We start from the raw sequence: 17,979 nt of genomic DNA, 5'->3' as shown, positions 1-17,979 counted from the left end.
CACCGGCGATGGACCGTGATCTGCTCAAAACGCAGAGCGAAAGTCACCCCGGAAACCCTCAATCAAAGCGCCAAAAAACTAAAATCATCAGACAAGCGCATCAACAAACAGTTCTTCGATCCCTCCAGATGGCACTTAGTCTTTGCCGAACCCGCCGTGCCGTTTCTTTTGCACGTGCGGCCTCGATCCGACGGATGACCTCCAGCACCATGGGAGGTGTGATGTCATCAAGATTGATCCGGCCAAGTGTCGGCCATACGAAACGTTGCAGGCTGGTTGCCACATCGTCTCTATGGCGCTCCGTCCACTGAATGCCTTGAATCGAGATCCACTTTTCTCCGACACCTTGTAGCTGCCGGTCTGCTCGCTCTGCTTCAGCCTGACGCTGCTTTCTGGTCAGGGCAGGATCGCGATCGGCCCGGAGTTCGCTTCTGGCTGCGTCCCGAGCATCGCGGGCCGCTGCCAGACTGACTTCCGGATATGCCCCAAAAGAGAGCAGCTTTTCGCGACCGCCGAAGCGATACTTCATGCGCCATAGTCGCGAGCCGTTGGGCTGTACGAGAATGAACAGGCCCCCGTATCCGCACGTTTGTAAGGTTTTTCTGCTGGCGTAAGGCGGCGCAGCTGAATATCCGTCAGCATCGATACCCCCACGCGTAAAATGATACCCCCATATATACCCCGACGCTGCATGAGCTTGAAGGACCATCACAGAGCATTATAGAGTGCACAAACAGCAGAAAACTGCCAGATCTATGACACTAAAAGCACTATGAATTGTTATGGGGTATATATAATGGCGGAGGGGATGGGATTCGAACCCACGATACGACTTACATCGTATAACGGATTAGCAATCCGCCGCCTTCAGCCTCTCGGCCACCCCTCCGCTCTGAAACGCGATTTTTACATCGCGTTTGCAGGAGCGTTCTTAGGGGGGAACGGCGTTGTCGTCAAACCCCCTAAGACACTTTTTTTACGTCTTATTCTGAAAGAAGCTTTTTCAGCATTTCGTTGACCAGAGCCGGGTTACCTTTTCCTTTCATGGCCTTCATTGTCTGGCCCACGAAGAAGCCAAACAGTTTGTCCTTGCCGGATTTGTATTCCGCAACCTTGTCAGCATTCGCCGTGAGGATTTCGCGGATAGACGTCTCGATCGCTCCGGTATCAGTGACCTGACGCAGCCCCTTGCGCTCAACGATTGCGGAAGCCGATTCGCCGGTTTCCACCATATCTTCAAGGACTTCCTTGGCGATCTTTCCGTTGATCGTGGAGTCCGAGATTAGAGCCAGAAGCTCGCGCAGGCCTTCTGCGCTGACTGGACTGTCCTCAATGGACCGACCAGTCCGGTTCAGGGCTGCGAAGAAATCTCCGAGCATCCAGTTCGTGGCCAGACGGGCATCTGCCCCCTTTGCAACGGTCTCGTAGAAGTCTGCAACGGCCTGCTCTGCGGTCAGGACGCTGGCTTCATAACGGCTGACACCGTAGTCCTGCTCCAGACGTTCGCGCTTGGCTTCTGGCAGTTCCGGAAGGGCGGCTTTTAGTTCATCAACCCAGGACTGTTCGATGACAAGCGGTAGAAGATCCGGGTCCGGGAAGTAGCGATAATCATGCGCGTCTTCTTTGGAGCGAAGCGAACGTGTTTCGCTGCGGACGTGATCGAACAGACGTGTTTCTTGGTCGACTTCGCCGCCAGCTTCCCAGATTTCGATCTGGCGCTGTGCTTCGACTTCGATGGACTGCATGACGTAGCGGATCGAGTTGACGTTCTTGATCTCGCAGCGGGTCCGATACCCCTCCTCACCCGGCTTTCGCACGGAGACGTTTACGTCTGCACGCATGGAGCCTTCTTCCATGTTGCCGTCGCAGGTGCCAATATAGCGCAGAATCTGGCGCAGTTTGCGCAGATAGGCGCCAGCTTCTTCCGGCGAACGGATGTCCGGCTCACTGACGATTTCCATCAGCGCCACGCCTGCGCGATTCAGGTCGATGAAAGAGCGTGTCGGGTCCTGATCGTGAACGGACTTGCCTGCGTCCTGCTCCAGATGAAGGCGCGTGACGCCGATTCCACGGGTGCTTCCGTCTGCCAGATCGACCAGCACCTTGCCTTCGCCCACGATCGGGTGAGCGAACTGGCTGATCTGGTAGCCTGTCGGAAGATCGGCATAGAAATAATTCTTGCGATCGAAGCGGCTGAACAGATTGATCTGGGCATTCAGACCAAGGCCCGTACGAACAGCCTGCGCGACGCATTCCCGGTTCAGAACAGGCAGCATGCCCGGAAAGCCTGCATCAATCAGGCTGACATGTGTGTTCGGCTCGCCACCATAAGAGGCAGATGCGCCGGAGAACAGCTTTGCATTGCTGATGACCTGGGCATGAACTTCCAGCCCGACGACGATTTCCCATTCGCCGGTGTTGCCGGTGATACGATAGCTCATGCCGACACTCCTGCATGGATGGCGGGTCTGTGGGTGAAGGACGCGGCCTGTTCGATGACGTGGCCTGCGGCGATCAGTGTTTCTTCGTCGAAGAATTTGCCGATGAGCTGAAGCCCAAGCGGCACGCCCTGTGCATCGAGACCAGCTGGGACGGACAGAGCCGGAACGCCTGCCATGCTTGCAGGGACAGTAAAGACGTCGTTGAGGTACATCTGCACCGGATCGGTTGGCTTCTCGTCCTGTGCGAAGGCGCCGGATGGAGCGGTCGGCGTCAGGATCACGTCCACATTTTCGTAAGCGTTCAGGAAGTCACGCTGGATCAGCGTACGGACCTTCTGCGCGCGCAGATAATAGGCATCGTAATAGCCAGACGACAGAACGTGCGTGCCGATGAGGATACGACGCTTCACTTCCTCGCCAAAGCCTGCTGCACGGGTGGCTTCGTAAAGTGCATCCAGCGAGGAACCATTGACGCGTTCACCGAAGCGGACGCCATCATAGCGAGCCAGATTGGACGAGGCTTCTGCCAGTGCTGCGATATAATAGGTCGGCAGACCGTACTTTGTGTGCGGCAGAGAAATATCGACGATTTCCGCGCCGGCCGCCTTCAGCCAGTTGATGCCCTGCTGCCAGAGTGCCTCGATTTCCGCAGGCATTCCCGGAGCATGATACTCCTTGGGAATCCCAACGCGCAGGCCTTTGACGCCGCGTGTCAGAGCGGCTTCGTAGTCTGGAACAGGTGTATCGACGCTTGTGGAATCCCGCTCATCGAAACCTGCCATGGATTTCAGAAGAATCGCGCAATCCTGAAGGTTGCGAGCCATCGGGCCAGCCTGATCCAGCGAGCTTGCGAAAGCGATCGTGCCGAAGCGGGAGCAGCGGCCATAGGTCGGCTTGATACCAGCAATGCCTGTGAAGGCGGCCGGCTGACGGATCGATCCGCCTGTGTCCGTGCCTGTTGCGCCCAGAACCAGACCCGCAGCTACAGCCGCAGCAGAGCCACCAGAAGAGCCACCCGGAACCAGCTTGGCATCAGAGCCATTGCGCTTCCACGGGTTTTCAACCGGACCGAAAGCGGAAGTCAGGTTCGCGGAGCCCATAGCGAATTCGTCAAGGTTCAGCTTGCCCAGAAAGACTGCACCGTCACGGAGCAGGTTGGACGTGACCGTGCTTTCGTAGGGGGGGACAAAATTGCCCAGGATCTTGCTGGCAGCAGTGGTGCGGACGCCATTCGTGCAGAACAGATCCTTGATGCCGAGCGGGATGCCCGTTAGCGCTCCGCCCTCACCTTTCGCCAGAGCCTCATCGGCAGCCTTGGCTGCTGCACGGGCCTGATCAGGCGTGCGAGTGATGAAGCTGTTGAGGCGGCCGTCCAGACGCTCAATGGCATTAAGATGAGCGTTCGTCAGTTCAACGGCGGAAATCTTACGGGCCTTGAGGGCGTCCCGGGCAGAAGCCAGCGTAAAATCATGCATGCTGGACATTATTCGACCACCTTCGGAACCGTGTAGAACGGACCTTCACGGTCCGGAGCGTTGGAGAGCACGTCATCACGGCGATTGCCGTCCGTGACGCGGTCTTCCCGCAGGCGCGGCTTGGCCAGGCCGGTGCCGATCATGGGAGGCACATCCGTGACGTCCACTTCGTTAAGCTGTTCCACCCAGTCTATGATGGATCCCATCTCCTTGCCGAGAGCGTCAACCTCTCCCGGTTCGAGACCAATTCTCGCCAATCTGGCGATGCGCGTGACCGTTTTCGCGTCGAGCGACATGAACATTCCTGAAAAAGAGGAAATTATGGTAGCTTTTCAGCCGTCAGACGGATCATAACGCCGGGATATGTCCCTGTTCAATCCACATGCCCTCCGTAATGTCCTTCAAACTGATCAGCGCATCCTTGGGATAGACCCAGGATCGAAGACGATCGGTGTCGCAGTGACAGATGTTTCCCTCATGCTCGCCTCCCCTCTGATTGGCCTGAAACGGCGCAAACTTGGGGAAAATGCGAAGGAGCTTGCAGAGATCGTCAAGCGTCAGGATGTTGGGGCGATTGTTGTCGGATTGCCATTGTCACTTGATGGATCTTTTGGCCCTGCAGCGCGCGCGGCATCGGATTGGACAACGGCTCTTTCCGAACGTTTGGGCGTGCCTGCGTGTTTATGGGATGAGCGGTTGTCTTCGAGTGCGGTGAATCGTTTCCTGATTCAGGATGCAGATATGACTCGGGGTCGACGCGCTGAAGTCGTGGATAAGATGGCTGCTGCCTATATGCTTCAAGGCTGGCTGGATGCGACCAAGCCTGAAGCAATTGAGTCTTTTTTCTAAAACTAAAAGAATTGGTGTGAACGCACCTTATATGAAGCTGATACCAATAATAATCCCGACGATAGACAGGCCAATCAGGATACAGACGGGCAGCATGAGGCTGGAGAGGAGACTCTCTCCTTCCTCTGTGGCATCTAGTGCGACATCGTCATCATCAAGATCGGTTTGGTCTGTCATATTCCAACATTAGGGCAGGCATCGGGGTGATGCGAGTAAATTATGGCTCATCACCCCATTTACTACTGACGATGAGAGAGTTCTCTCGGTCGGGTTGTGGCCTTCAATTTGGATCTCTTGTTGGTTGGCATGTCTTCAAGGTTTGATGAAGGTCTAGTCGCGTGTGGGCTGCATACGTGCTGACTGTCCAGAGAAGCACATTTGACGCTGTGGGCGATCGAGGCTTCAGAAACATATCCGAATGTCTGGCGCAGGCTTCCAGCATTCCGCCTTTGATCGATTCATCAATTCTGTCTTGAAGAGAGAGGCTGGAGATTTTGTCGACCATGAAACTGCCCTCCATTAATCTGGACCAAATATACCCTATTTGAACTGTGAGCGGTAGAAAAATCCTGTTCCAAGGGGAAAAATTTATCAGTCTGATCAGAGTGGTTTATGAAAAGATGGAAAAAGCGTCTTTCCGCGCCGTTGTCGAAAATGTTTCATCTTTCATGAGGCGGTACGGCTAGATTCTCTGCTTTCAAAGGAATTGACACCACACATGAAAGAGCCTCTCTTCTCGCTAAGGAGGACCATTATCATGGCCGATGAAGATATTGCTGGTGACGAAGTCGCAGGTTACCTGATCCGCCGCGAGTTGGAGAATGGGGACGATGAGTTCTGGAATCCTGCGGAAAAGTGGGTTTCGGATCCAGGTGATGCCGAACTCTATGAAGAAGAAGATGAAGCCAACGCGGTTGCTGATCTTCTGAGCGAGAATGACACTCTTTCTATCACTGTCGAAGAAGTTCTTTATGATGACGGTGAAGAAGACGAATTCAACGACGGCGAGTAAGTTTCTTTGAGTTTTGTAAAAGCCGGTCCACCGTGGAGGTGGTCCGGCTTTTTTTTGTTTTTCAAAGAAAATTCAAGCGGATGAAAATTATTTTTCTAAAAATCCGTCTGAGAATTGAATGATAAAAATATTGCGTTTCAAATATTTGGGTTCTTTCTCGTTTTATAATGACAACATTATTTTCAGTATATTTTATGTTTTTCTTGCATTTGTATCTCGCTTAAATATATATCGTCATTGGCGGATGCTTTTATCCGGATCATGGATGCGCGTTGCATCAATTTTTCCCTTAAAAGTTATGATTGCGTGCGTGTTTTGCGCGCGACCGCCTTTCTAATAAGGAGCCTCGTTATGACAACAGGCACCGTAAAATGGTTCAACCCGACCAAGGGTTTCGGTTTCATTCAGCCAGAAGGTGGCGCTCAGGATGTGTTTGTTCACATTTCTGAAGTTGAGCGTGCAGGTCTGCGGACTCTGAACGAAGGTCAGGAGGTTTCCTTCGAGGTCGAAGCTGGCCGTAATGGCAAGAAGTCTGCGGTCGCTCTCAAGGTTGCATGACGTCCGGGCATTCTTGCCTGTAGAAAAAGCCGCCTGTTTGGGCGGCTTTTTTGTATTCTTTGCGAGTTGGCATTTTGAAGAGCTGAAGCAAACTGTGCGCCGTAAGGGAAAAATTCACCGAAAGCCGGCTAAAGCTCATCTGCCTGAAAAGATTTGCGCTGTTTGCGTCCGGCCGTTTTCCTGGCGTCGGAAATGGGCCAAGGACTGGGATCAGGTCAGATATTGTTCAGAAGCCTGTAAGCGAGCCAAGCGCGAGATATGACTGTTTTTGCTTGTTAAGGGGCTATAGGGCCGCTTGGAAAAGACGCTGGTTAGAGCATTCTTTGATTTGTAGATTTTCAGGAAAAATTCTGACCGGATCGGGTGGTGGGCGCAACAGGGATTGAACCTGTGACCCCTACCATGTCAAGGTAGTTGAGAAATCACAGAAAATGGCGGTTTAACAACGGGTCTAGCGCAGTCCAATAGCGGACTGCACCAATTCTGCACATTTAGCCACTTATCCCCAGCCACTCTATGACTTCATCGCGGTAGGCATCTGGCATCACCTTGGCGTACCGAGTCACTGTCGTAATGTTCCCCCAGCCGCCGTCTGCTTTCAGTCTCATAAGATCCTTGTGGATGCAGTATTGCCAGCTTGCCCACGTGTGACGAGCATCGTGAGGCGTGACGTCTGGAACGAAGAAGTGCCGTTCTGTCTGCTTCCCTTTCGGCACCCATATCCGCATCTTTCCAGGCAGCCCAGCCTTGTGGCATGCGACTGACCAGCCTGACTTAATCTGTCCACCACTCGTGCGGCCATTTTCAAAGTAGGCGCTCCCGACCTCCTTCCCCTGCCCGCTTCGCGACTTGCGAGAACGGACGGGACGAAACACACGACCATCCCGATTCGGCAATGCCGCCAGAGCTGCACACACCCTTGCCGGGAGATCGATGTGTCGTTCATTGCCCTGCTTCTGCCACACCACTGCCCGTTGCCCGCGCAGATCAACACTCGACCAGTCCAGTTCCAGCGCCTCCGACATTCTGGCTCCGGTTCCGAATAGGAAAACCAGTAATGGCCTAAGGTGGGGCGCTGCGCACTCGATAAGGCGCGTTACCTGCTCGGGGCGTAAGTAGATCGTTCTATTCGTCGGAATACGCGGCTTGTCGAACGCGGGACGGTCACACCACTTGCGGATGGCAGCGAACTCGAGAACTGACCGCAGTGGCGTGAGGACCGATCGAACCTTGGTGGCTGAACTGGCCTCGGCACCGTCCCGAAGGATATGCCGATAAGCCTGATCTAATGATGTTTGATCGATGTCCGAAAGGCGGATTGTCCCGAAGTGATCCAGAAGCCTAAGAAGGTAAGCCTTGGTCGCATCGGACCTTGGCTCTGCCTCCAGATAAGCGGTCACAGCATGAGCAAACGTTACAACGGCGCGTTTGCCATAGATGCCTTCTTGCCAGAGTTCTGCTTCGCGTTTTGCGCGGTATTCTTCTGCCTGCCTCGGGTCAGCAGTTCCTGTGCTTTCATAAACGCCCTGTCCTTTGACAGTTCCACGGACATAGAGCGTTTCTGAATTGGGGCGTTTGTAGACTTTAAGGGGCATTCCAAGCTCAACAGAAGGCGTTTGTAATCTGCCGGATAGAAGATAATGCGGCTACCCCATCGGCGGTGCGTAGGGCCTCCGTGGAACTCTTGGACGCGACTCAGGTGCTCTCTGAGCTTCGTCTTGCCGATGCGGCCTTTCAGGCGATCAAGAACATCTTGAAAGGTCATCGTTTCATCAAGCGTCTCACCCATGGGCGCCCTCCCTCACCTTAACGGCGCGATAGAGCCCGTCCGGACTGCACTCTGCCAGCCCGCGGCGAACGAGGAACGGATACGCGAACCGTCCCTTTTGCGTCGGTGCGTGCCAGACGTCCGGCTCTGCCCGCAGCAGGTTCAGGACGTTGCGTTGCGGGCGGGTTAGTGTCAGGTCCGTCATGGATTTTCTCCCTTCCGGACTATAGCCCATCCCATACGGTCCAATTCGTAGGTGACGCGATCCACTCTTTCGCCAGGAGAAACTCCGAGCTTTTCTTTGCGGGCCATGCCCTGCTCTTGAAGAGCTTCTAGTAGATCGCACTTGAACTCGACGCGAGTCATCGTCTCACTCACCTCAAACACTCCCCGGCCGCTGACCGGCCGACAGGTGGAACAGGATCACGAGGGCCAGGGCCTCGATTAGGGTGGGGAGGTGCATCATGCCTCACCTCGGGCTTTGGTAAGGGTGGCATTTGCCTGCTTCACCGTTTCAAGGAGTGCAGGAGCAATGTCTGGGAGTAAGCTCGCCGCAGTGTTCAGATCATTCGCAGCCATGCGCAAAGCCTCGTAAAGCTCCGGTGCGGCGGCGATTAGATGGGCATCGGGAGCTGCAATCCCGCGGATTTGAAACCGATAGACAGACGTATCTTTTTGAGCCGCATCCAAGCCAACAATCGACTGATCGCCGACTTCGAATTGCAGAAGGTCTTTTGCCTTCACCATCCCCCGGCCTTCGGGCTGGAAGGAAGGCTGCGCCCCATTCAATCCCCATCGCTGAAATCCCATCACATACCGACGCCCTGAATGGTTAGTCGCAAGATAGATCTCTGGGCATCCTCCAGCAGTTCCAAACCAAGCCCACGGACCAGGCGCAAACTTCGCTTCCGACATCACGCCTCACCCCCAACAAATCGCCCGTCCAGGCGCTCAATCCGTGCAACATCGCTCGTGAGGTCTCGGCCCCACGGCGTGTGCTTCCACTCGTTCGCGGCTTCCCGCAGCGTCTCCGCCATCTGCTGCACCCAGATGGCCGGGCGCATGTCTTGGTCCAGGTCGCGGGTCATGCTGGCATCTCCTCAAGCTCAACACTCGCGTTCTCGGCGGCCTGCTGCTGTTCCTGCTGGACGAGCTCGCCGTAACGATCCGCGATCAGATCTTTCACTGCGTCGAGCGTCTCTTCTGAAATCGGCTTTCCTGCGTCGGAGGCTTTCTTCTGTGTCTTGGCCCAGTTGCTTTCGAGTGCGAGAACGCAGCCCGTGTCCGAGCAATTTGCCAAGCGACTCTTGAACCACTGAACGTGATCAACCGGACGCTCTTCACGTGGGAGTTGGCGCTTCTGAGGCGTCACATTCACAGGGGGCTGATTGCTGACGCTATTGCGGAAATCGTCCTGCGGAATGTCTGCGGCTTCCTCAGCTGTGATCAGACCGCGCAACACATCCGGAAACGCATCACGAAGGGCAAATCCGCGGGCTCGCATCTGGAGCATGCGACGGGAATACTGCTTCCATGGCCCCTGCTTATTCCACAGGCCCGCATCTTTGGCATCCTGCACGCTGAACCGAGCTTCAACAGGTGATTTGCCTTTACGCTTGGCGACGCAGATTGCCGTCATCTGATCGCCCTCGCCTTCCATTGTCTCGATCACGTCATCACAGACAGGGGACGCTTTCACGAGACCCAGAAGCGCATCACCCCAGACGCTCGGGCGACCGTTGATGACTGCGATGTTCTGGAGTGACTGCATCGGAGCCAGACCAAGCTCAGAACCCATCTGCACAGCAATCAGAACGGCACCCGGCTTGCCGTTGTACTGGCTCGGCACCATTCCGCTCTGAGACGCCATTTCAGCAAAGCGCATCAGCTCATTGAAGCTGGTGATCTGGATTGCAGGCGCATGACCCTGCGTCGTTGCTACTGCGTTCATGTCCTCAAACCCTCCGAATGGCGAGCGACGGTTCGCCAGTGCTGAGTTTCGCGCCCGGCACTGAGCCGATGGCCTTGAGCATTTTCGTGAGCCGCGCTTTGTCGAGCTTGTCCGGCTGCGGGATATAGAGATCCGGATGAGCGGCCTTGAGCGCCTTCTCGTCCGTGACTTCTCCTGACGTGGAGCCTGCCCGAAGCGATGCGGCGATGCCGTTTCCCTCGACTTCGAACTGACCGGTCGCCTGCATTTCCGCGAACAGCGCAGCGCGAAGGGCACCAGCAGCGGCCTTGAACTGCTTCTCTGCCTGCTCCGCTGCGTCGATCAGATCCACAGTCGGCCCATCCGGATCGTTGGCCGCGCGTAGCAGCTCCAATGCATTGTTGAAGGCTTTGATCGCAGGCTTGAGGAACTGCGCATATTGAGCGTTCGCCACGTCGCGCGGGTCTTTCGTAAGAGCCTCGCTCATGCCTTCGCTCCATCCAACTCAGCCATGATAAAGAACAGTCCCGGCTTCACGGACTCTGCTAACTTGCGCAGGCGAGCGACGGCAGGGCCGTTCTCAATGGCAGCAATCTCGTCAAGCTTGCCGATGAGCTGTGTTTCGTACAGTTCGCGCAGTCCCTGAGTTGGGGCGATATTGCGCTGATTGCGGAGGTAGTCTGCCATCCGGTGTAACTGCCGGATCTTACGGACTGTATCTGGATGAGGAACGAACGACATAGACGCACCTCTCCCGTTCACTGCTTCACGCATTGTTCGAATTTCCTGTGTTTACTTGGCTGTTATTCTGAGAAGGTCAGTTCTGAGAGAAGCTGTTCGAGCTCGTCTTTTGCGACATTACACTCTTCAGCAATGTCGCTGCTTCCCATCGCGCGGGCTCCATCTCTGAAGCGTAGGAGCATGCCGGTGACTGACTGAACTCGCCCGAGAGCCGTATTGAACTCCATCGTGACCAGCTTACCTTGTGGGCGGTCGAGAACCTCGGACATCAGTTCGTCTCCAGGTAATTACGGAGATACCGAGCCTCGCCAATCTGGCGTTCCAGCTCCCAATATTCTGCTTCCTGATCCGCGTTCAGGTCATCCAGCTCTTCAAGCGCATCAAAGGCAGCTTCAAGGCTTTCCAGCTCGTCGTTCGCGCTCTGTAGAGCAGCAGGAACGAACCTCTGGTTAAAACTCGTCTGTGAGAAATTGTCCGGCAGGTTTGCCATTGTTGATCTCCCCGCCCCGCTGTGGGGCATGAGAGTCTATGTGCGACGTTATCACACAATGGTCAAGCGATAAAATCGCACATGTATGATTTTATCGATTCTATCGCACAAAAAAAGAAACCCGGCTTTCACCGGGTTCAAAGCTCTCAGTTGTCTCTGTCGCGCCCGTAATAGGCTGTGGGCTCACCAATAGGCTTAGCGCCCGTCTTGCCTGCATCTGTCGGAGTTGTGCTGCATGCAGCCATTGCAAATGCCAATCCGATGCCTGCGCTGATTTTGATGATCTTGCTCATTCAAGCCCTCTCCTACAGCCCGCGAGATGCGGGCCTTAGATGAGAGACCATATCAACATCGCAACAAATATAAATCTAGATTTGCTTTTAATTCATAAGCTCCGGCGGTTCCTCCATCGGGGGTGGCTCATCAGGTAAGGTGGGCGGATTGGGCGCAGGTGGCAACGGCGGTGGCATTGGAGGGGGTGGATTGGGCAGCTCGCTCGCATGACTTTCCAGCAGGTCGAAGATCAAATCAGATACGCCGTGCATGGTCCCCTCCTCCAAATTTTTGTGATGAGACCATTTAAAGTCTGCGTGCGGTGGCAGTTCCCCCCGATAAAAGAAAACCCAGCCGAAGCTGGGTCTCGATCTTACATTCCGCCGCCTGGGCCGCCACCGCCGCCGCCCATTCCTCCCATGTCGCCACCGCCTGGGCCTCCGCCCTGACTGTAACCGCCGCCGGGTCCGCCTTGATCACCTCCGGGGCCACCGCCACCCGGGCCGCCCATTCCATCAGGACCGGGCCCCCAACAGGCTGAGAGTGCGAGAGCCAGTCCAATAGCAGTGCTAATCTTTGCAATCTTGTTCATAGGAACCTCCTGCACTCACAAGGCAGGGTCTCTTGTGCAAGATCATGGCAATCATGAAACAAAAAGAAACCCGACCGGAGCCGGGTTGGCAATATAACTAAACCGGTTTAGATTTGGGTCAGGCGAGCAACGCCGAGTGCACTCTGGGCTACCTTCGGGACGCAGCTGGAGAGATGGTTTCCCTTAGGATGGCAACCTATCCAACTCTCTAGTGGGAACGCAGAGACGGGGGCTCGCCACTATTTCTGCAAAATACTTAATAGATTCAAGTTGTTCACCAGACAGGGATTTTGCCCAATCTGGTGGAAATATGACTATTCCTGCCCCAAAGATCTTTCCATCAAGGGACGCACAGCGTGGCATCAAGGCCTCGACATATTCAATTTTTGGGTTCTGCTGCCTCTTTTGGGGAAGACTTTTATAAATAGCACTGACAATAAAGTCAGCTGACTGTAGACCATATTTTTCTGTATTGGGGAATATAAAGATATTGGGTGGGTCAAAAACTGAGAAGTCGATCAATCCTTTTCTTAAATGTGTAGTTCCACTGTGATATTGTATCCAAAGTCTGGTAAAGTAATCTCCAAAATCAGGCTTTCTTAATCCTCCTCGATCAGAGAGGATAACCCTCAAATCGCTAACATTGCTTTTAACAGAGCATCGGTCATTATATTCCTTACAATATCTAGTTACTCTCTCAAGTAACAATCTGAGCATCCAATTATATAGAAATTTCTGCTTTTTGGATACTGACTCTGCCTTAGCGTTCCTGTGTGCTCGCATATTTTTTTTGTGCGATATGACGCAGAACCAACGGAATGGCCCTAATCCTAATTCGTGGCATATAATTGCTTTCTTCTTATGATTTAAACGCGCGAAGTGAATATCCCTACCAAAAGGTAGGCCCGCCCTAGCTGCCCCGTCATTCAATCTACGAAGCAATTCCGGCTCATCTGATGTTTTACTGACAATGCCGCCGAGAACGAACCACTCTGAACTGAGATCGTTATCATCATTAAGATAAGCTTTTAGGCCGTCGTCCCCAGCCTCATCTACATAGAGTGTAAATTTGTACTTGCTGGCTGAGGAATTCATGCCGGATTTCCTGGTTACTTCCAAGTCCACTTCCCAACGACGCGGCCGTTGATCTCGATATCCGAGAGAAGAACCGTGTCTGTGTCGTATGTCTTGTTCACGCTGATGATACGAACGCGCGCGGGGTCACTCAGGGGGACAAGCTGAAGCTGCTTGATGACCACCCCATGTCCGTTCCAAAGAACATACACACCGTCATGGCTCAGGATCTTGTGGTGCGTGTCCACAAGCACCCGGTCGCCCGGCATGAAATCGGGTTCCATTGAATTACCAATGACGCGGACTACAGCGAGACCCGAGCTATCTGGCACGTAGTTCTCAAGAAATGCTTTTGGCAGCGTCCATGTGGCGAGCGAGACGTGCATGTCTCCATCTCCGCCATTTTCAGCTACAAGCGCACCGCCGCCAGCCTGCGGAGAAACATCGAACTCATTGATGACGACTTCGCCATGGTTTGGCTTCTTGGCCCTCTCTGCGCGCTCCGCTCGCTGGATACTGTCCGCAATTCCCTCTGAGCCAGGCGCTACACCAGCCAGTTCCCATACTTCGGAAGCTGTGATTGGCGGGTCGCCGCGGTCAAGGAGCAAGGGGAGCATTCCTTTGACCAAATCGACAGGCAGGAAGGGCTTCTTATATTTCCCCTCGTACGAAGCGTACGTCGAGTAACGCTCTTCATATCCAAGAGCCTGGGCAAACTCTCTGACCGTATATCCAGCCCGCGAGCGCAGGGATTTCAGGCGTTCTCTTACAGGCAAATCTGTCATTCCGTTACTATGTGCGAAAAGACCGCACATGTCTGTGCGAAATAGTCGTTGCTTTTTGTGTGAACTCGTCGCACATATCGCACATGACCAAAGCACTCGTCATCATCGAGGAGCATGGGGGCACTCGCCCACTCGCTCGTAAGCTCGGACTTTCGCCCTCCACTGTTCAATCGTGGAAGCGCAAGGGAAGCATCCCGGCAAGCCGGGTTCCTGCAATCGCAGATGTCACAGGCATCTCTCTTGATGAACTGCTGAAGGCCTGCCTTCCACCACTCCCCACGCGCGCCAAGCGCCCCACCAAGGAGCCAGCGCATGCCTGACCTCCAGACAATCGGCGCGTTTATAACGATTGGCGCGGGCATGACCATGCTCGTCACCCTCTGCGTGATCCCTTCCTTCATGGCTCCGTTTCGGGGGATGAAGTGATGGCAGCTCATGGCAAGCGGGTTGGCGTTAATTGGGACGTTGAGACCGAAAACGTGCTCAAAATGCGCCGTAAAGGTCTTTCTTTTGCAAAGATCGGCCTGAAATACGGCTGCTCTGAATGGTCAGTTCGAGACGCGATGAAAGTGCGCGGCGTGAAGACTGTCCGCACCAGGACGGCGAAAACTGACGCGGAGATCCGGAAAGCGCATCAGGAAAAGGCCGTTCGGGATGCGCTGCGCAAACATGCCAAGGTGCAGGCCAAAAAGGCGGCCTCCACGTGGATTGGCGGGTTAGCTTCTTTCAGCGTGCTGTCGAAGCTCGACCGCGATATTCAAGCTGGCGCCGATCCGGTTGAAGCGGGACGTGCCATCTTCGGAAATCGCATCCCTCGCCCGCTTATCGGCGTGTTCGGCTGACCTCACCCGATGCACGCCCCTAACTCCTCAGCAACGCGAAGCGCGATGTGGTCTCTGACTTCCTGGCACATGCCGCGGTGCAGAGTAGCCCATATTCGCGCCTGCAGGATCAGGCCACGAGCCAGAACGGGCTCGTCAATGTTTTGTTCCAATTGTGGTGTCTGGGGCGGCATGTCCTCCATCTGCGGTTTCTCCTCTTCGCTCAGTGACATGACGAAGAATGGAGAAAAAGCGTGGGAAATGATCGGGCAAATCTCGACCGAAAATTGCCAATTATTGACCGAAAGTTTCCGCGAATGAGCGCCGTTATCGTTGCGCCCGTCCGCGACCGACTTCTTGAAGCGATCCGGCGTGAGTTCATGCCCCTTCGATCAGGAGCCGAAATGCTGGCGCGGGCTGCGAAGAAAACGCCCCGTGCTGCACGTAATTGGCTGTCAGACAAAAATGCGCCCGATGCGGAAGCGCTGATTGAGCTGATGGCCTCGTCCGAAAACCTCAGAAACGAGGTGCTGATGCTGGTTGCAGAACGCCAGCACGCACGAGGAGCAGATACATGCCCTGGTTCAAAGTCCGGCTGCGACGCCGGTTTGTTTGGCTGAAGCGAGAGGCTGGCCCTCCGCCGTCATGCCATGTGCTTTGCCTGCACGTCTCTTGGTTCGATTGGGAAACGTGGGCCGACAAGATGAAGCGTGCCCTGAGAGCGGCGGAAGAGGAGTTGCGCAAGTGACCGACCTACCGATTACAGAAGCGCGATCAATAATCGCGGATGCGGTCGAGATGGCGGGTGGTCAACACGCCCTCGCGCGCCGCCTCGGCATCACCCAGTCCGACATATCCCAGGCCGTGAACAACGGCCGTACAGACTCACGCAAACGGGTGCTGAACGCCCTCGGATACGTCGTGATTGAAACGATCCGCCCGATGAGAGGCCAGAACAGATGACACAAGACATGACAGGCCACAATTCCGGCGTTTCTGAGGGCGGTATTGCTGCCGACCGTCTCCGCTCAATCATTGAGAGAGTGGAAAGATTGGATGAGGAGCGCAAAGCTCTGGCCGGGGATATCAAGGATATCTTCTCGGAAGCGAAGTCTGCCGGATTTGACGTGAAGGTCATCAAGCAGATCATCCGCCTTCGCAAGCAGGAGCCTGCCGAGGTCGAAGAGCAGGAAACGCTGCTGGATATCTACCGTCGTGCGCTGGGAATGTGAGATGACCCGGACAATCTCATTCACTCTTCCCGCGCCTTACCCTCTCGTGAACCGCACGACCGGTTACAGCCATTTCACGGCGGCGAGGCAGAAGAACCAGATGCAACGTGAAGTCGCGGCTGTAGCTTATCACCTGCGGCCTTCTGCGCCGTTCGACAGGGCTCACGTCCTGATCGAGCGGCACTCCGTTGGAACGCCTGACACAGACAATCTAGTGGGTTCTGCCAAGCGTCTGATCGACTGCCTGACCACACCGCGCCCGCTGACCGTCCGGACGCCAGGCGCTCGCCAGCGCATCAAGAACAAGCGCGGGCTGGGGTTTGTCGTGGACGATGGTCCGAAGCATCTCACGCTCGAAGTGCGGGGTGTGAAGTGTCGTCTGTGCGAGCAGAAGACGGTCGTGACGATCACTGAAATTGTAGATGCGGAGGTGATGGCATGAGCGCGCGTAGATGGGCAAAATTTTGGTGGCAAGACTGGCAACGTGATCCTGCGCTGAGAATGTGCTCCCTCGCAGCGCGTGGCGCATGGATCGAAATTCTGTGCCTGATGGCAGATGCAAATCCGGTCGGACACCTCTTGGTGAATGGTCGTGCTCCCAATATGCGGCAGCTTGCAGCCGTGCTTGGGTGCTCAGAACGTGAGGCATCGAAACACGTTTCTGAACTTGAAGAAAACGGAGTTTTCAGCCGTTCAGACGATGGCACGATCTATAGCCGCCGCATGGTCAGGGATAAGGCTATCAGCGACGAAGCATCTGCCAACGGTAAGAAAGGGGGTAATCCCCAGATCAAACCAAAGAAGGCAACTAAGGTTAAGCCTGAAGAAGACAAGGGGTTAACCCCCACCCTTAACCAAGAGGCAACCCCCACCCTTAAACACCAAGAAGCAGAAGCAGATACAGAAGCAGATATACACTCTCTCACTACGTTCGAGAGCGAGCGCGCTCAAAATCCGAAATCGGAAAAATCGAAACGGGCCTCCCGGCTTGCCGCCAACTGGCGACCTTCGGCGGAAATGGTCGAGTTCGCTCAAGCCAACGGCGTCGATCCTGAGCGAACTGCAGCAGTTTTCCGAGATTATTGGGTTGGTGTTCCTGATCCCAAGGGCCGCAAAGCCGATTGGGATGCAACCTGGCGGAACTGGGTCAGGCGAGACCAGGACATTCGGCCAACAGCCCGTCCCACGCAGGCTGATCGCAGAGCTGCGGTCAACGCCGCATGGGCTGGCGTGCCCGATATCGAGGGGGTTTGAGCATGAGCATAGCGACCAAAAGCGCGGGGGCCGTCGTCCTTGCCCCGACCTACACGCCCGCCACCGGCGACCTGAAAGCGCTGATTGCAGCCAAGCGCGAAGGGTATCTCTGGCGGTCCGATCTGACGCCGGATCGTGTCTGTGCCATTCGCAAGCAGCTCGCCGACGCGGAACGGGCTTCCCTGCCCCCAACCCCGGTTGTCGTGGCGTCGTGGCTGATGAAGCTCACGAAGCTGGTCACGAACGCTCCAACAGAACTGTCCCGCGATCTGGCCGAAGTGATTTTCGAGGTCTGTGGCGATATCCCTGCCGGAGCCTGGAACCCGGAGAGCCGCTTGGCCTGGACACGTCAGCCGGACCGGAACGGCTACCCGGTTGGTTCGCGTTGGCCAGCACCCGGAGAGCTGCACACTCACCTTCGGCCCTTTGCCGAGCGGATCAGGGACGAGGTTTCAGTGCTCAAGACCATGCTTGCGATGGTCGAAGCGCCTCCTGAGCAGCGCGAGCGATCCAAGCCGACCGATGCCGAAATCGCCGCTGTTGTTCGCTCTGCCCGGATGGCCAGACAGGCGCTTGCCGAAGGTGTGGAAGAACTTGGGTGACAACCCCGAATGTGCCACTTCAGGAGTAGCGGACGAACGGATGAAGCCCCCGATAAGGTCGATGGGGTCGATATCAGTCCTA

General features: G+C 55.2%; 31 protein-coding genes and 2 tRNA genes. 12 read left to right on the top strand and 21 right to left on the bottom strand.

The features are described 5' to 3' along the window. Positions 1-100: 100 nt before the first annotated feature. The 5 genes from J4P41_RS07525 to gatC form a co-directional block, all read right to left on the bottom strand. Positions 101-529, bottom strand: coding sequence for a tyrosine-type recombinase/integrase (locus J4P41_RS07525; RefSeq protein WP_426066636.1), 429 nt, complete (start codon positions 527-529; stop codon positions 101-103). Between the two features lie 268 nt (positions 530-797). Beyond that, positions 798-889 (bottom strand) — tRNA-Ser (locus J4P41_RS07520). Between the two features lie 94 nt (positions 890-983). Next, positions 984-2,441, bottom strand: coding sequence for an Asp-tRNA(Asn)/Glu-tRNA(Gln) amidotransferase subunit GatB (gatB, locus tag J4P41_RS07515; protein WP_426066635.1), 1,458 nt, complete (start codon positions 2,439-2,441; stop codon positions 984-986). After that, positions 2,438-3,925: an Asp-tRNA(Asn)/Glu-tRNA(Gln) amidotransferase subunit GatA gene (gene gatA / locus J4P41_RS07510; RefSeq protein ID WP_426066634.1), complete on the bottom strand. Its 1,488-nt coding sequence runs from the start codon at positions 3,923-3,925 to the stop codon at positions 2,438-2,440. The genes gatB and gatA overlap by 4 nt, the downstream gene beginning before the upstream one ends. Further along, positions 3,925-4,212, bottom strand: coding sequence for an Asp-tRNA(Asn)/Glu-tRNA(Gln) amidotransferase subunit GatC (gatC, locus tag J4P41_RS07505; protein ID WP_023942393.1), 288 nt, complete (start codon positions 4,210-4,212; stop codon positions 3,925-3,927). Before gatC ends, gatA begins: the two co-directional genes overlap by 1 nt. 67 nt (positions 4,213-4,279) lie before the next feature. Between gatC and ruvX the strand changes: the two genes are divergently transcribed. After that, complete coding sequence (gene ruvX, locus J4P41_RS07500) at positions 4,280-4,765, top strand: Holliday junction resolvase RuvX (protein WP_426066633.1); 486 nt, start codon at positions 4,280-4,282, stop codon at positions 4,763-4,765. Positions 4,766-4,792: 27 nt separating this feature from the next. Here ruvX and J4P41_RS07495 read toward each other — a convergent pair whose 3' ends face one another. Continuing rightward, positions 4,793-4,942: a hypothetical protein gene (locus J4P41_RS07495; protein ID WP_175266153.1), complete on the bottom strand. Its 150-nt coding sequence runs from the start codon at positions 4,940-4,942 to the stop codon at positions 4,793-4,795. 580 nt (positions 4,943-5,522) lie between these two features. Between J4P41_RS07495 and J4P41_RS07490 the strand changes: the two genes are divergently transcribed. From J4P41_RS07490 to J4P41_RS07480, 3 genes are all read left to right on the top strand, one after another. Then, entirely contained in the window at positions 5,523-5,777 is a 255-nt protein-coding gene (locus tag J4P41_RS07490) for a hypothetical protein (protein WP_010501675.1), read from the top strand. Positions 5,778-6,128: 351 nt separating this feature from the next. After that, positions 6,129-6,335: a cold-shock protein gene (locus J4P41_RS07485; protein ID WP_010501677.1), complete on the top strand. Its 207-nt coding sequence runs from the start codon at positions 6,129-6,131 to the stop codon at positions 6,333-6,335. Further along, positions 6,298-6,597 (top strand): DUF2256 domain-containing protein, encoded by a 300-nt coding sequence (locus tag J4P41_RS07480; protein ID WP_426066632.1) that lies wholly within the window; start codon positions 6,298-6,300, stop codon positions 6,595-6,597. Before J4P41_RS07485 ends, J4P41_RS07480 begins: the two co-directional genes overlap by 38 nt. A 102-nt stretch (positions 6,598-6,699) precedes the next feature. Here the strand turns inward: J4P41_RS07480 and J4P41_RS07475 are convergent. From J4P41_RS07475 to J4P41_RS07410, 14 genes are all read right to left on the bottom strand, one after another. Beyond that, positions 6,700-6,841, bottom strand: a tRNA-Leu gene (locus tag J4P41_RS07475). After that, positions 6,827-7,930: a tyrosine-type recombinase/integrase gene (locus tag J4P41_RS07470; protein ID WP_426066631.1), complete on the bottom strand. Its 1,104-nt coding sequence runs from the start codon at positions 7,928-7,930 to the stop codon at positions 6,827-6,829. The genes J4P41_RS07475 and J4P41_RS07470 overlap by 15 nt, the downstream gene beginning before the upstream one ends. A 186-nt stretch (positions 7,931-8,116) precedes the next feature. Next, the gene (locus tag J4P41_RS07465) at positions 8,117-8,338 is read right to left on the bottom strand and encodes a hypothetical protein (RefSeq protein ID WP_426066630.1); all 222 of its coding nucleotides are present in this window, start codon (positions 8,336-8,338) and stop codon (positions 8,117-8,119) included. A gap of 227 nt (positions 8,339-8,565) precedes the next feature. After that, on the bottom strand, positions 8,566-9,018 hold the full coding sequence (locus J4P41_RS07460) for a hypothetical protein (protein ID WP_426066629.1): 453 nt from the start codon (positions 9,016-9,018) through the stop codon (positions 8,566-8,568). Next, entirely contained in the window at positions 9,018-9,191 is a 174-nt protein-coding gene (locus J4P41_RS07455) for a hypothetical protein (RefSeq protein ID WP_426066628.1), read from the bottom strand. The genes J4P41_RS07460 and J4P41_RS07455 overlap by 1 nt, the downstream gene beginning before the upstream one ends. Next, the gene (locus J4P41_RS07450; protein WP_426066627.1) at positions 9,188-10,054 is read right to left on the bottom strand and encodes a hypothetical protein; all 867 of its coding nucleotides are present in this window, start codon (positions 10,052-10,054) and stop codon (positions 9,188-9,190) included. Before J4P41_RS07450 ends, J4P41_RS07455 begins: the two co-directional genes overlap by 4 nt. 4 nt (positions 10,055-10,058) lie before the next feature. Continuing rightward, positions 10,059-10,520 (bottom strand): siphovirus Gp157 family protein, encoded by a 462-nt coding sequence (locus J4P41_RS07445; RefSeq protein ID WP_426066626.1) that lies wholly within the window; start codon positions 10,518-10,520, stop codon positions 10,059-10,061. Beyond that, complete coding sequence (locus J4P41_RS07440; RefSeq protein WP_426066625.1) at positions 10,517-10,774, bottom strand: hypothetical protein; 258 nt, start codon at positions 10,772-10,774, stop codon at positions 10,517-10,519. Before J4P41_RS07440 ends, J4P41_RS07445 begins: the two co-directional genes overlap by 4 nt. Positions 10,775-10,836: 62 nt before the next feature. Then, on the bottom strand, positions 10,837-11,043 hold the full coding sequence (locus tag J4P41_RS07435; RefSeq protein WP_023942274.1) for a hypothetical protein: 207 nt from the start codon (positions 11,041-11,043) through the stop codon (positions 10,837-10,839). Beyond that, positions 11,043-11,264, bottom strand: coding sequence for a hypothetical protein (locus J4P41_RS07430; protein ID WP_426066624.1), 222 nt, complete (start codon positions 11,262-11,264; stop codon positions 11,043-11,045). Before J4P41_RS07430 ends, J4P41_RS07435 begins: the two co-directional genes overlap by 1 nt. Before the next feature lie 146 nt (positions 11,265-11,410). Beyond that, on the bottom strand, positions 11,411-11,557 hold the full coding sequence (locus J4P41_RS07425) for a hypothetical protein (RefSeq protein WP_426066623.1): 147 nt from the start codon (positions 11,555-11,557) through the stop codon (positions 11,411-11,413). Positions 11,558-11,910: 353 nt separating this feature from the next. Continuing rightward, complete coding sequence (locus J4P41_RS07420) at positions 11,911-12,129, bottom strand: hypothetical protein (RefSeq protein ID WP_426066622.1); 219 nt, start codon at positions 12,127-12,129, stop codon at positions 11,911-11,913. Between the two features lie 183 nt (positions 12,130-12,312). Next, positions 12,313-13,224 (bottom strand): DUF3800 domain-containing protein, encoded by a 912-nt coding sequence (locus tag J4P41_RS07415; RefSeq protein ID WP_426066621.1) that lies wholly within the window; start codon positions 13,222-13,224, stop codon positions 12,313-12,315. 14 nt (positions 13,225-13,238) lie between these two features. After that, complete coding sequence (locus tag J4P41_RS07410) at positions 13,239-13,988, bottom strand: LexA family transcriptional regulator (protein WP_034881403.1); 750 nt, start codon at positions 13,986-13,988, stop codon at positions 13,239-13,241. Between the two features lie 83 nt (positions 13,989-14,071). Here J4P41_RS07410 and J4P41_RS07405 point away from each other — a divergent pair, with 83 nt between their 5' ends. Next, entirely contained in the window at positions 14,072-14,308 is a 237-nt protein-coding gene (locus J4P41_RS07405) for a carph-isopro domain-containing protein (RefSeq protein WP_082778489.1), read from the top strand. Positions 14,309-14,413: 105 nt separating this feature from the next. Then, entirely contained in the window at positions 14,414-14,830 is a 417-nt protein-coding gene (locus J4P41_RS07400) for a hypothetical protein (RefSeq protein WP_426066620.1), read from the top strand. Between the two features lie 2 nt (positions 14,831-14,832). Here the strand turns inward: J4P41_RS07400 and J4P41_RS07395 are convergent, their stop codons facing one another. Next, positions 14,833-15,012, bottom strand: a complete 180-nt coding sequence (locus J4P41_RS07395; protein WP_426066619.1) for a hypothetical protein — start codon at positions 15,010-15,012, stop codon at positions 14,833-14,835. A 114-nt stretch (positions 15,013-15,126) separates the two neighbouring features. On the opposite strand from J4P41_RS07395, the gene J4P41_RS07390 reads away from it, so the two are divergent. The 6 genes from J4P41_RS07390 to J4P41_RS07365 all read left to right on the top strand — a co-directional run bounded on the left by J4P41_RS07390 (position 15,127) and on the right by J4P41_RS07365 (position 17,897). After that, positions 15,127-15,429: a hypothetical protein gene (locus J4P41_RS07390; protein ID WP_211568457.1), complete on the top strand. Its 303-nt coding sequence runs from the start codon at positions 15,127-15,129 to the stop codon at positions 15,427-15,429. Positions 15,430-15,553: 124 nt separating this feature from the next. Beyond that, positions 15,554-15,772, top strand: coding sequence for a YdaS family helix-turn-helix protein (locus tag J4P41_RS07385; protein WP_062018194.1), 219 nt, complete (start codon positions 15,554-15,556; stop codon positions 15,770-15,772). A gap of 8 nt (positions 15,773-15,780) precedes the next feature. Next, complete coding sequence (locus tag J4P41_RS07380; protein WP_426066618.1) at positions 15,781-16,041, top strand: DUF2312 domain-containing protein; 261 nt, start codon at positions 15,781-15,783, stop codon at positions 16,039-16,041. A gap of 1 nt (position 16,042) precedes the next feature. Continuing rightward, positions 16,043-16,483 (top strand): hypothetical protein, encoded by a 441-nt coding sequence (locus J4P41_RS07375; protein ID WP_062018199.1) that lies wholly within the window; start codon positions 16,043-16,045, stop codon positions 16,481-16,483. Continuing rightward, positions 16,480-17,295, top strand: a complete 816-nt coding sequence (locus tag J4P41_RS07370) for a winged helix-turn-helix domain-containing protein (protein WP_426066617.1) — start codon at positions 16,480-16,482, stop codon at positions 17,293-17,295. Before J4P41_RS07375 ends, J4P41_RS07370 begins: the two co-directional genes overlap by 4 nt. 2 nt (positions 17,296-17,297) lie before the next feature. Next, positions 17,298-17,897 (top strand): hypothetical protein, encoded by a 600-nt coding sequence (locus J4P41_RS07365; RefSeq protein ID WP_426066616.1) that lies wholly within the window; start codon positions 17,298-17,300, stop codon positions 17,895-17,897. The last annotated feature ends 82 nt before the right edge of the window (positions 17,898-17,979 follow it).

This window comes from Gluconobacter sp. NFX36, from assembly GCF_049887835.1.
GTDB lineage: Bacteria > Pseudomonadota > Alphaproteobacteria > Acetobacterales > Acetobacteraceae > Gluconobacter > Gluconobacter japonicus_A.
This window is presented reverse-complemented; position numbering and strand designations above follow the sequence as displayed.

Coding starts and splice junctions, on each gene's coding strand:
- ruvX (WP_426066633.1), top strand. CDS start 4,280: ATGTCCCTGTTCAATCCACATGCCCTCCGTAATGTCCTTCAAACTGAT.
- J4P41_RS07390 (WP_211568457.1), top strand. CDS start 15,127: ATGAGCGCCGTTATCGTTGCGCCCGTCCGCGACCGACTTCTTGAAGCG.
- J4P41_RS07375 (WP_062018199.1), top strand. CDS start 16,043: ATGACCCGGACAATCTCATTCACTCTTCCCGCGCCTTACCCTCTCGTG.
- J4P41_RS07445 (WP_426066626.1), bottom strand. CDS start 10,520: ATGAGCGAGGCTCTTACGAAAGACCCGCGCGACGTGGCGAACGCTCAA.
- J4P41_RS07525 (WP_426066636.1), bottom strand. CDS start 529: ATGAAGTATCGCTTCGGCGGTCGCGAAAAGCTGCTCTCTTTTGGGGCA.
- J4P41_RS07380 (WP_426066618.1), top strand. CDS start 15,781: ATGACAGGCCACAATTCCGGCGTTTCTGAGGGCGGTATTGCTGCCGAC.
- J4P41_RS07410 (WP_034881403.1), bottom strand. CDS start 13,988: ATGACAGATTTGCCTGTAAGAGAACGCCTGAAATCCCTGCGCTCGCGG.
- J4P41_RS07470 (WP_426066631.1), bottom strand. CDS start 7,930: ATGCCCCTTAAAGTCTACAAACGCCCCAATTCAGAAACGCTCTATGTC.
- J4P41_RS07425 (WP_426066623.1), bottom strand. CDS start 11,557: ATGAGCAAGATCATCAAAATCAGCGCAGGCATCGGATTGGCATTTGCA.
- J4P41_RS07370 (WP_426066617.1), top strand. CDS start 16,480: ATGAGCGCGCGTAGATGGGCAAAATTTTGGTGGCAAGACTGGCAACGT.
- J4P41_RS07420 (WP_426066622.1), bottom strand. CDS start 12,129: ATGAACAAGATTGCAAAGATTAGCACTGCTATTGGACTGGCTCTCGCA.
- J4P41_RS07365 (WP_426066616.1), top strand. CDS start 17,298: ATGAGCATAGCGACCAAAAGCGCGGGGGCCGTCGTCCTTGCCCCGACC.
- J4P41_RS07400 (WP_426066620.1), top strand. CDS start 14,414: ATGGCAGCTCATGGCAAGCGGGTTGGCGTTAATTGGGACGTTGAGACC.
- J4P41_RS07495 (WP_175266153.1), bottom strand. CDS start 4,942: ATGACAGACCAAACCGATCTTGATGATGACGATGTCGCACTAGATGCC.
- J4P41_RS07395 (WP_426066619.1), bottom strand. CDS start 15,012: ATGGAGGACATGCCGCCCCAGACACCACAATTGGAACAAAACATTGAC.
- gatB (WP_426066635.1), bottom strand. CDS start 2,441: ATGAGCTATCGTATCACCGGCAACACCGGCGAATGGGAAATCGTCGTC.
- J4P41_RS07465 (WP_426066630.1), bottom strand. CDS start 8,338: ATGGGCTATAGTCCGGAAGGGAGAAAATCCATGACGGACCTGACACTA.
- J4P41_RS07430 (WP_426066624.1), bottom strand. CDS start 11,264: ATGGCAAACCTGCCGGACAATTTCTCACAGACGAGTTTTAACCAGAGG.
- J4P41_RS07435 (WP_023942274.1), bottom strand. CDS start 11,043: ATGTCCGAGGTTCTCGACCGCCCACAAGGTAAGCTGGTCACGATGGAG.
- J4P41_RS07460 (WP_426066629.1), bottom strand. CDS start 9,018: ATGTCGGAAGCGAAGTTTGCGCCTGGTCCGTGGGCTTGGTTTGGAACT.
- J4P41_RS07480 (WP_426066632.1), top strand. CDS start 6,298: ATGGCAAGAAGTCTGCGGTCGCTCTCAAGGTTGCATGACGTCCGGGCA.
- J4P41_RS07455 (WP_426066628.1), bottom strand. CDS start 9,191: ATGACCCGCGACCTGGACCAAGACATGCGCCCGGCCATCTGGGTGCAG.
- gatA (WP_426066634.1), bottom strand. CDS start 3,925: ATGTCCAGCATGCATGATTTTACGCTGGCTTCTGCCCGGGACGCCCTC.
- J4P41_RS07450 (WP_426066627.1), bottom strand. CDS start 10,054: ATGAACGCAGTAGCAACGACGCAGGGTCATGCGCCTGCAATCCAGATC.
- J4P41_RS07440 (WP_426066625.1), bottom strand. CDS start 10,774: ATGTCGTTCGTTCCTCATCCAGATACAGTCCGTAAGATCCGGCAGTTA.
- J4P41_RS07405 (WP_082778489.1), top strand. CDS start 14,072: ATGACCAAAGCACTCGTCATCATCGAGGAGCATGGGGGCACTCGCCCA.
- J4P41_RS07485 (WP_010501677.1), top strand. CDS start 6,129: ATGACAACAGGCACCGTAAAATGGTTCAACCCGACCAAGGGTTTCGGT.
- J4P41_RS07415 (WP_426066621.1), bottom strand. CDS start 13,224: ATGAATTCCTCAGCCAGCAAGTACAAATTTACACTCTATGTAGATGAG.
- gatC (WP_023942393.1), bottom strand. CDS start 4,212: ATGTCGCTCGACGCGAAAACGGTCACGCGCATCGCCAGATTGGCGAGA.
- J4P41_RS07490 (WP_010501675.1), top strand. CDS start 5,523: ATGGCCGATGAAGATATTGCTGGTGACGAAGTCGCAGGTTACCTGATC.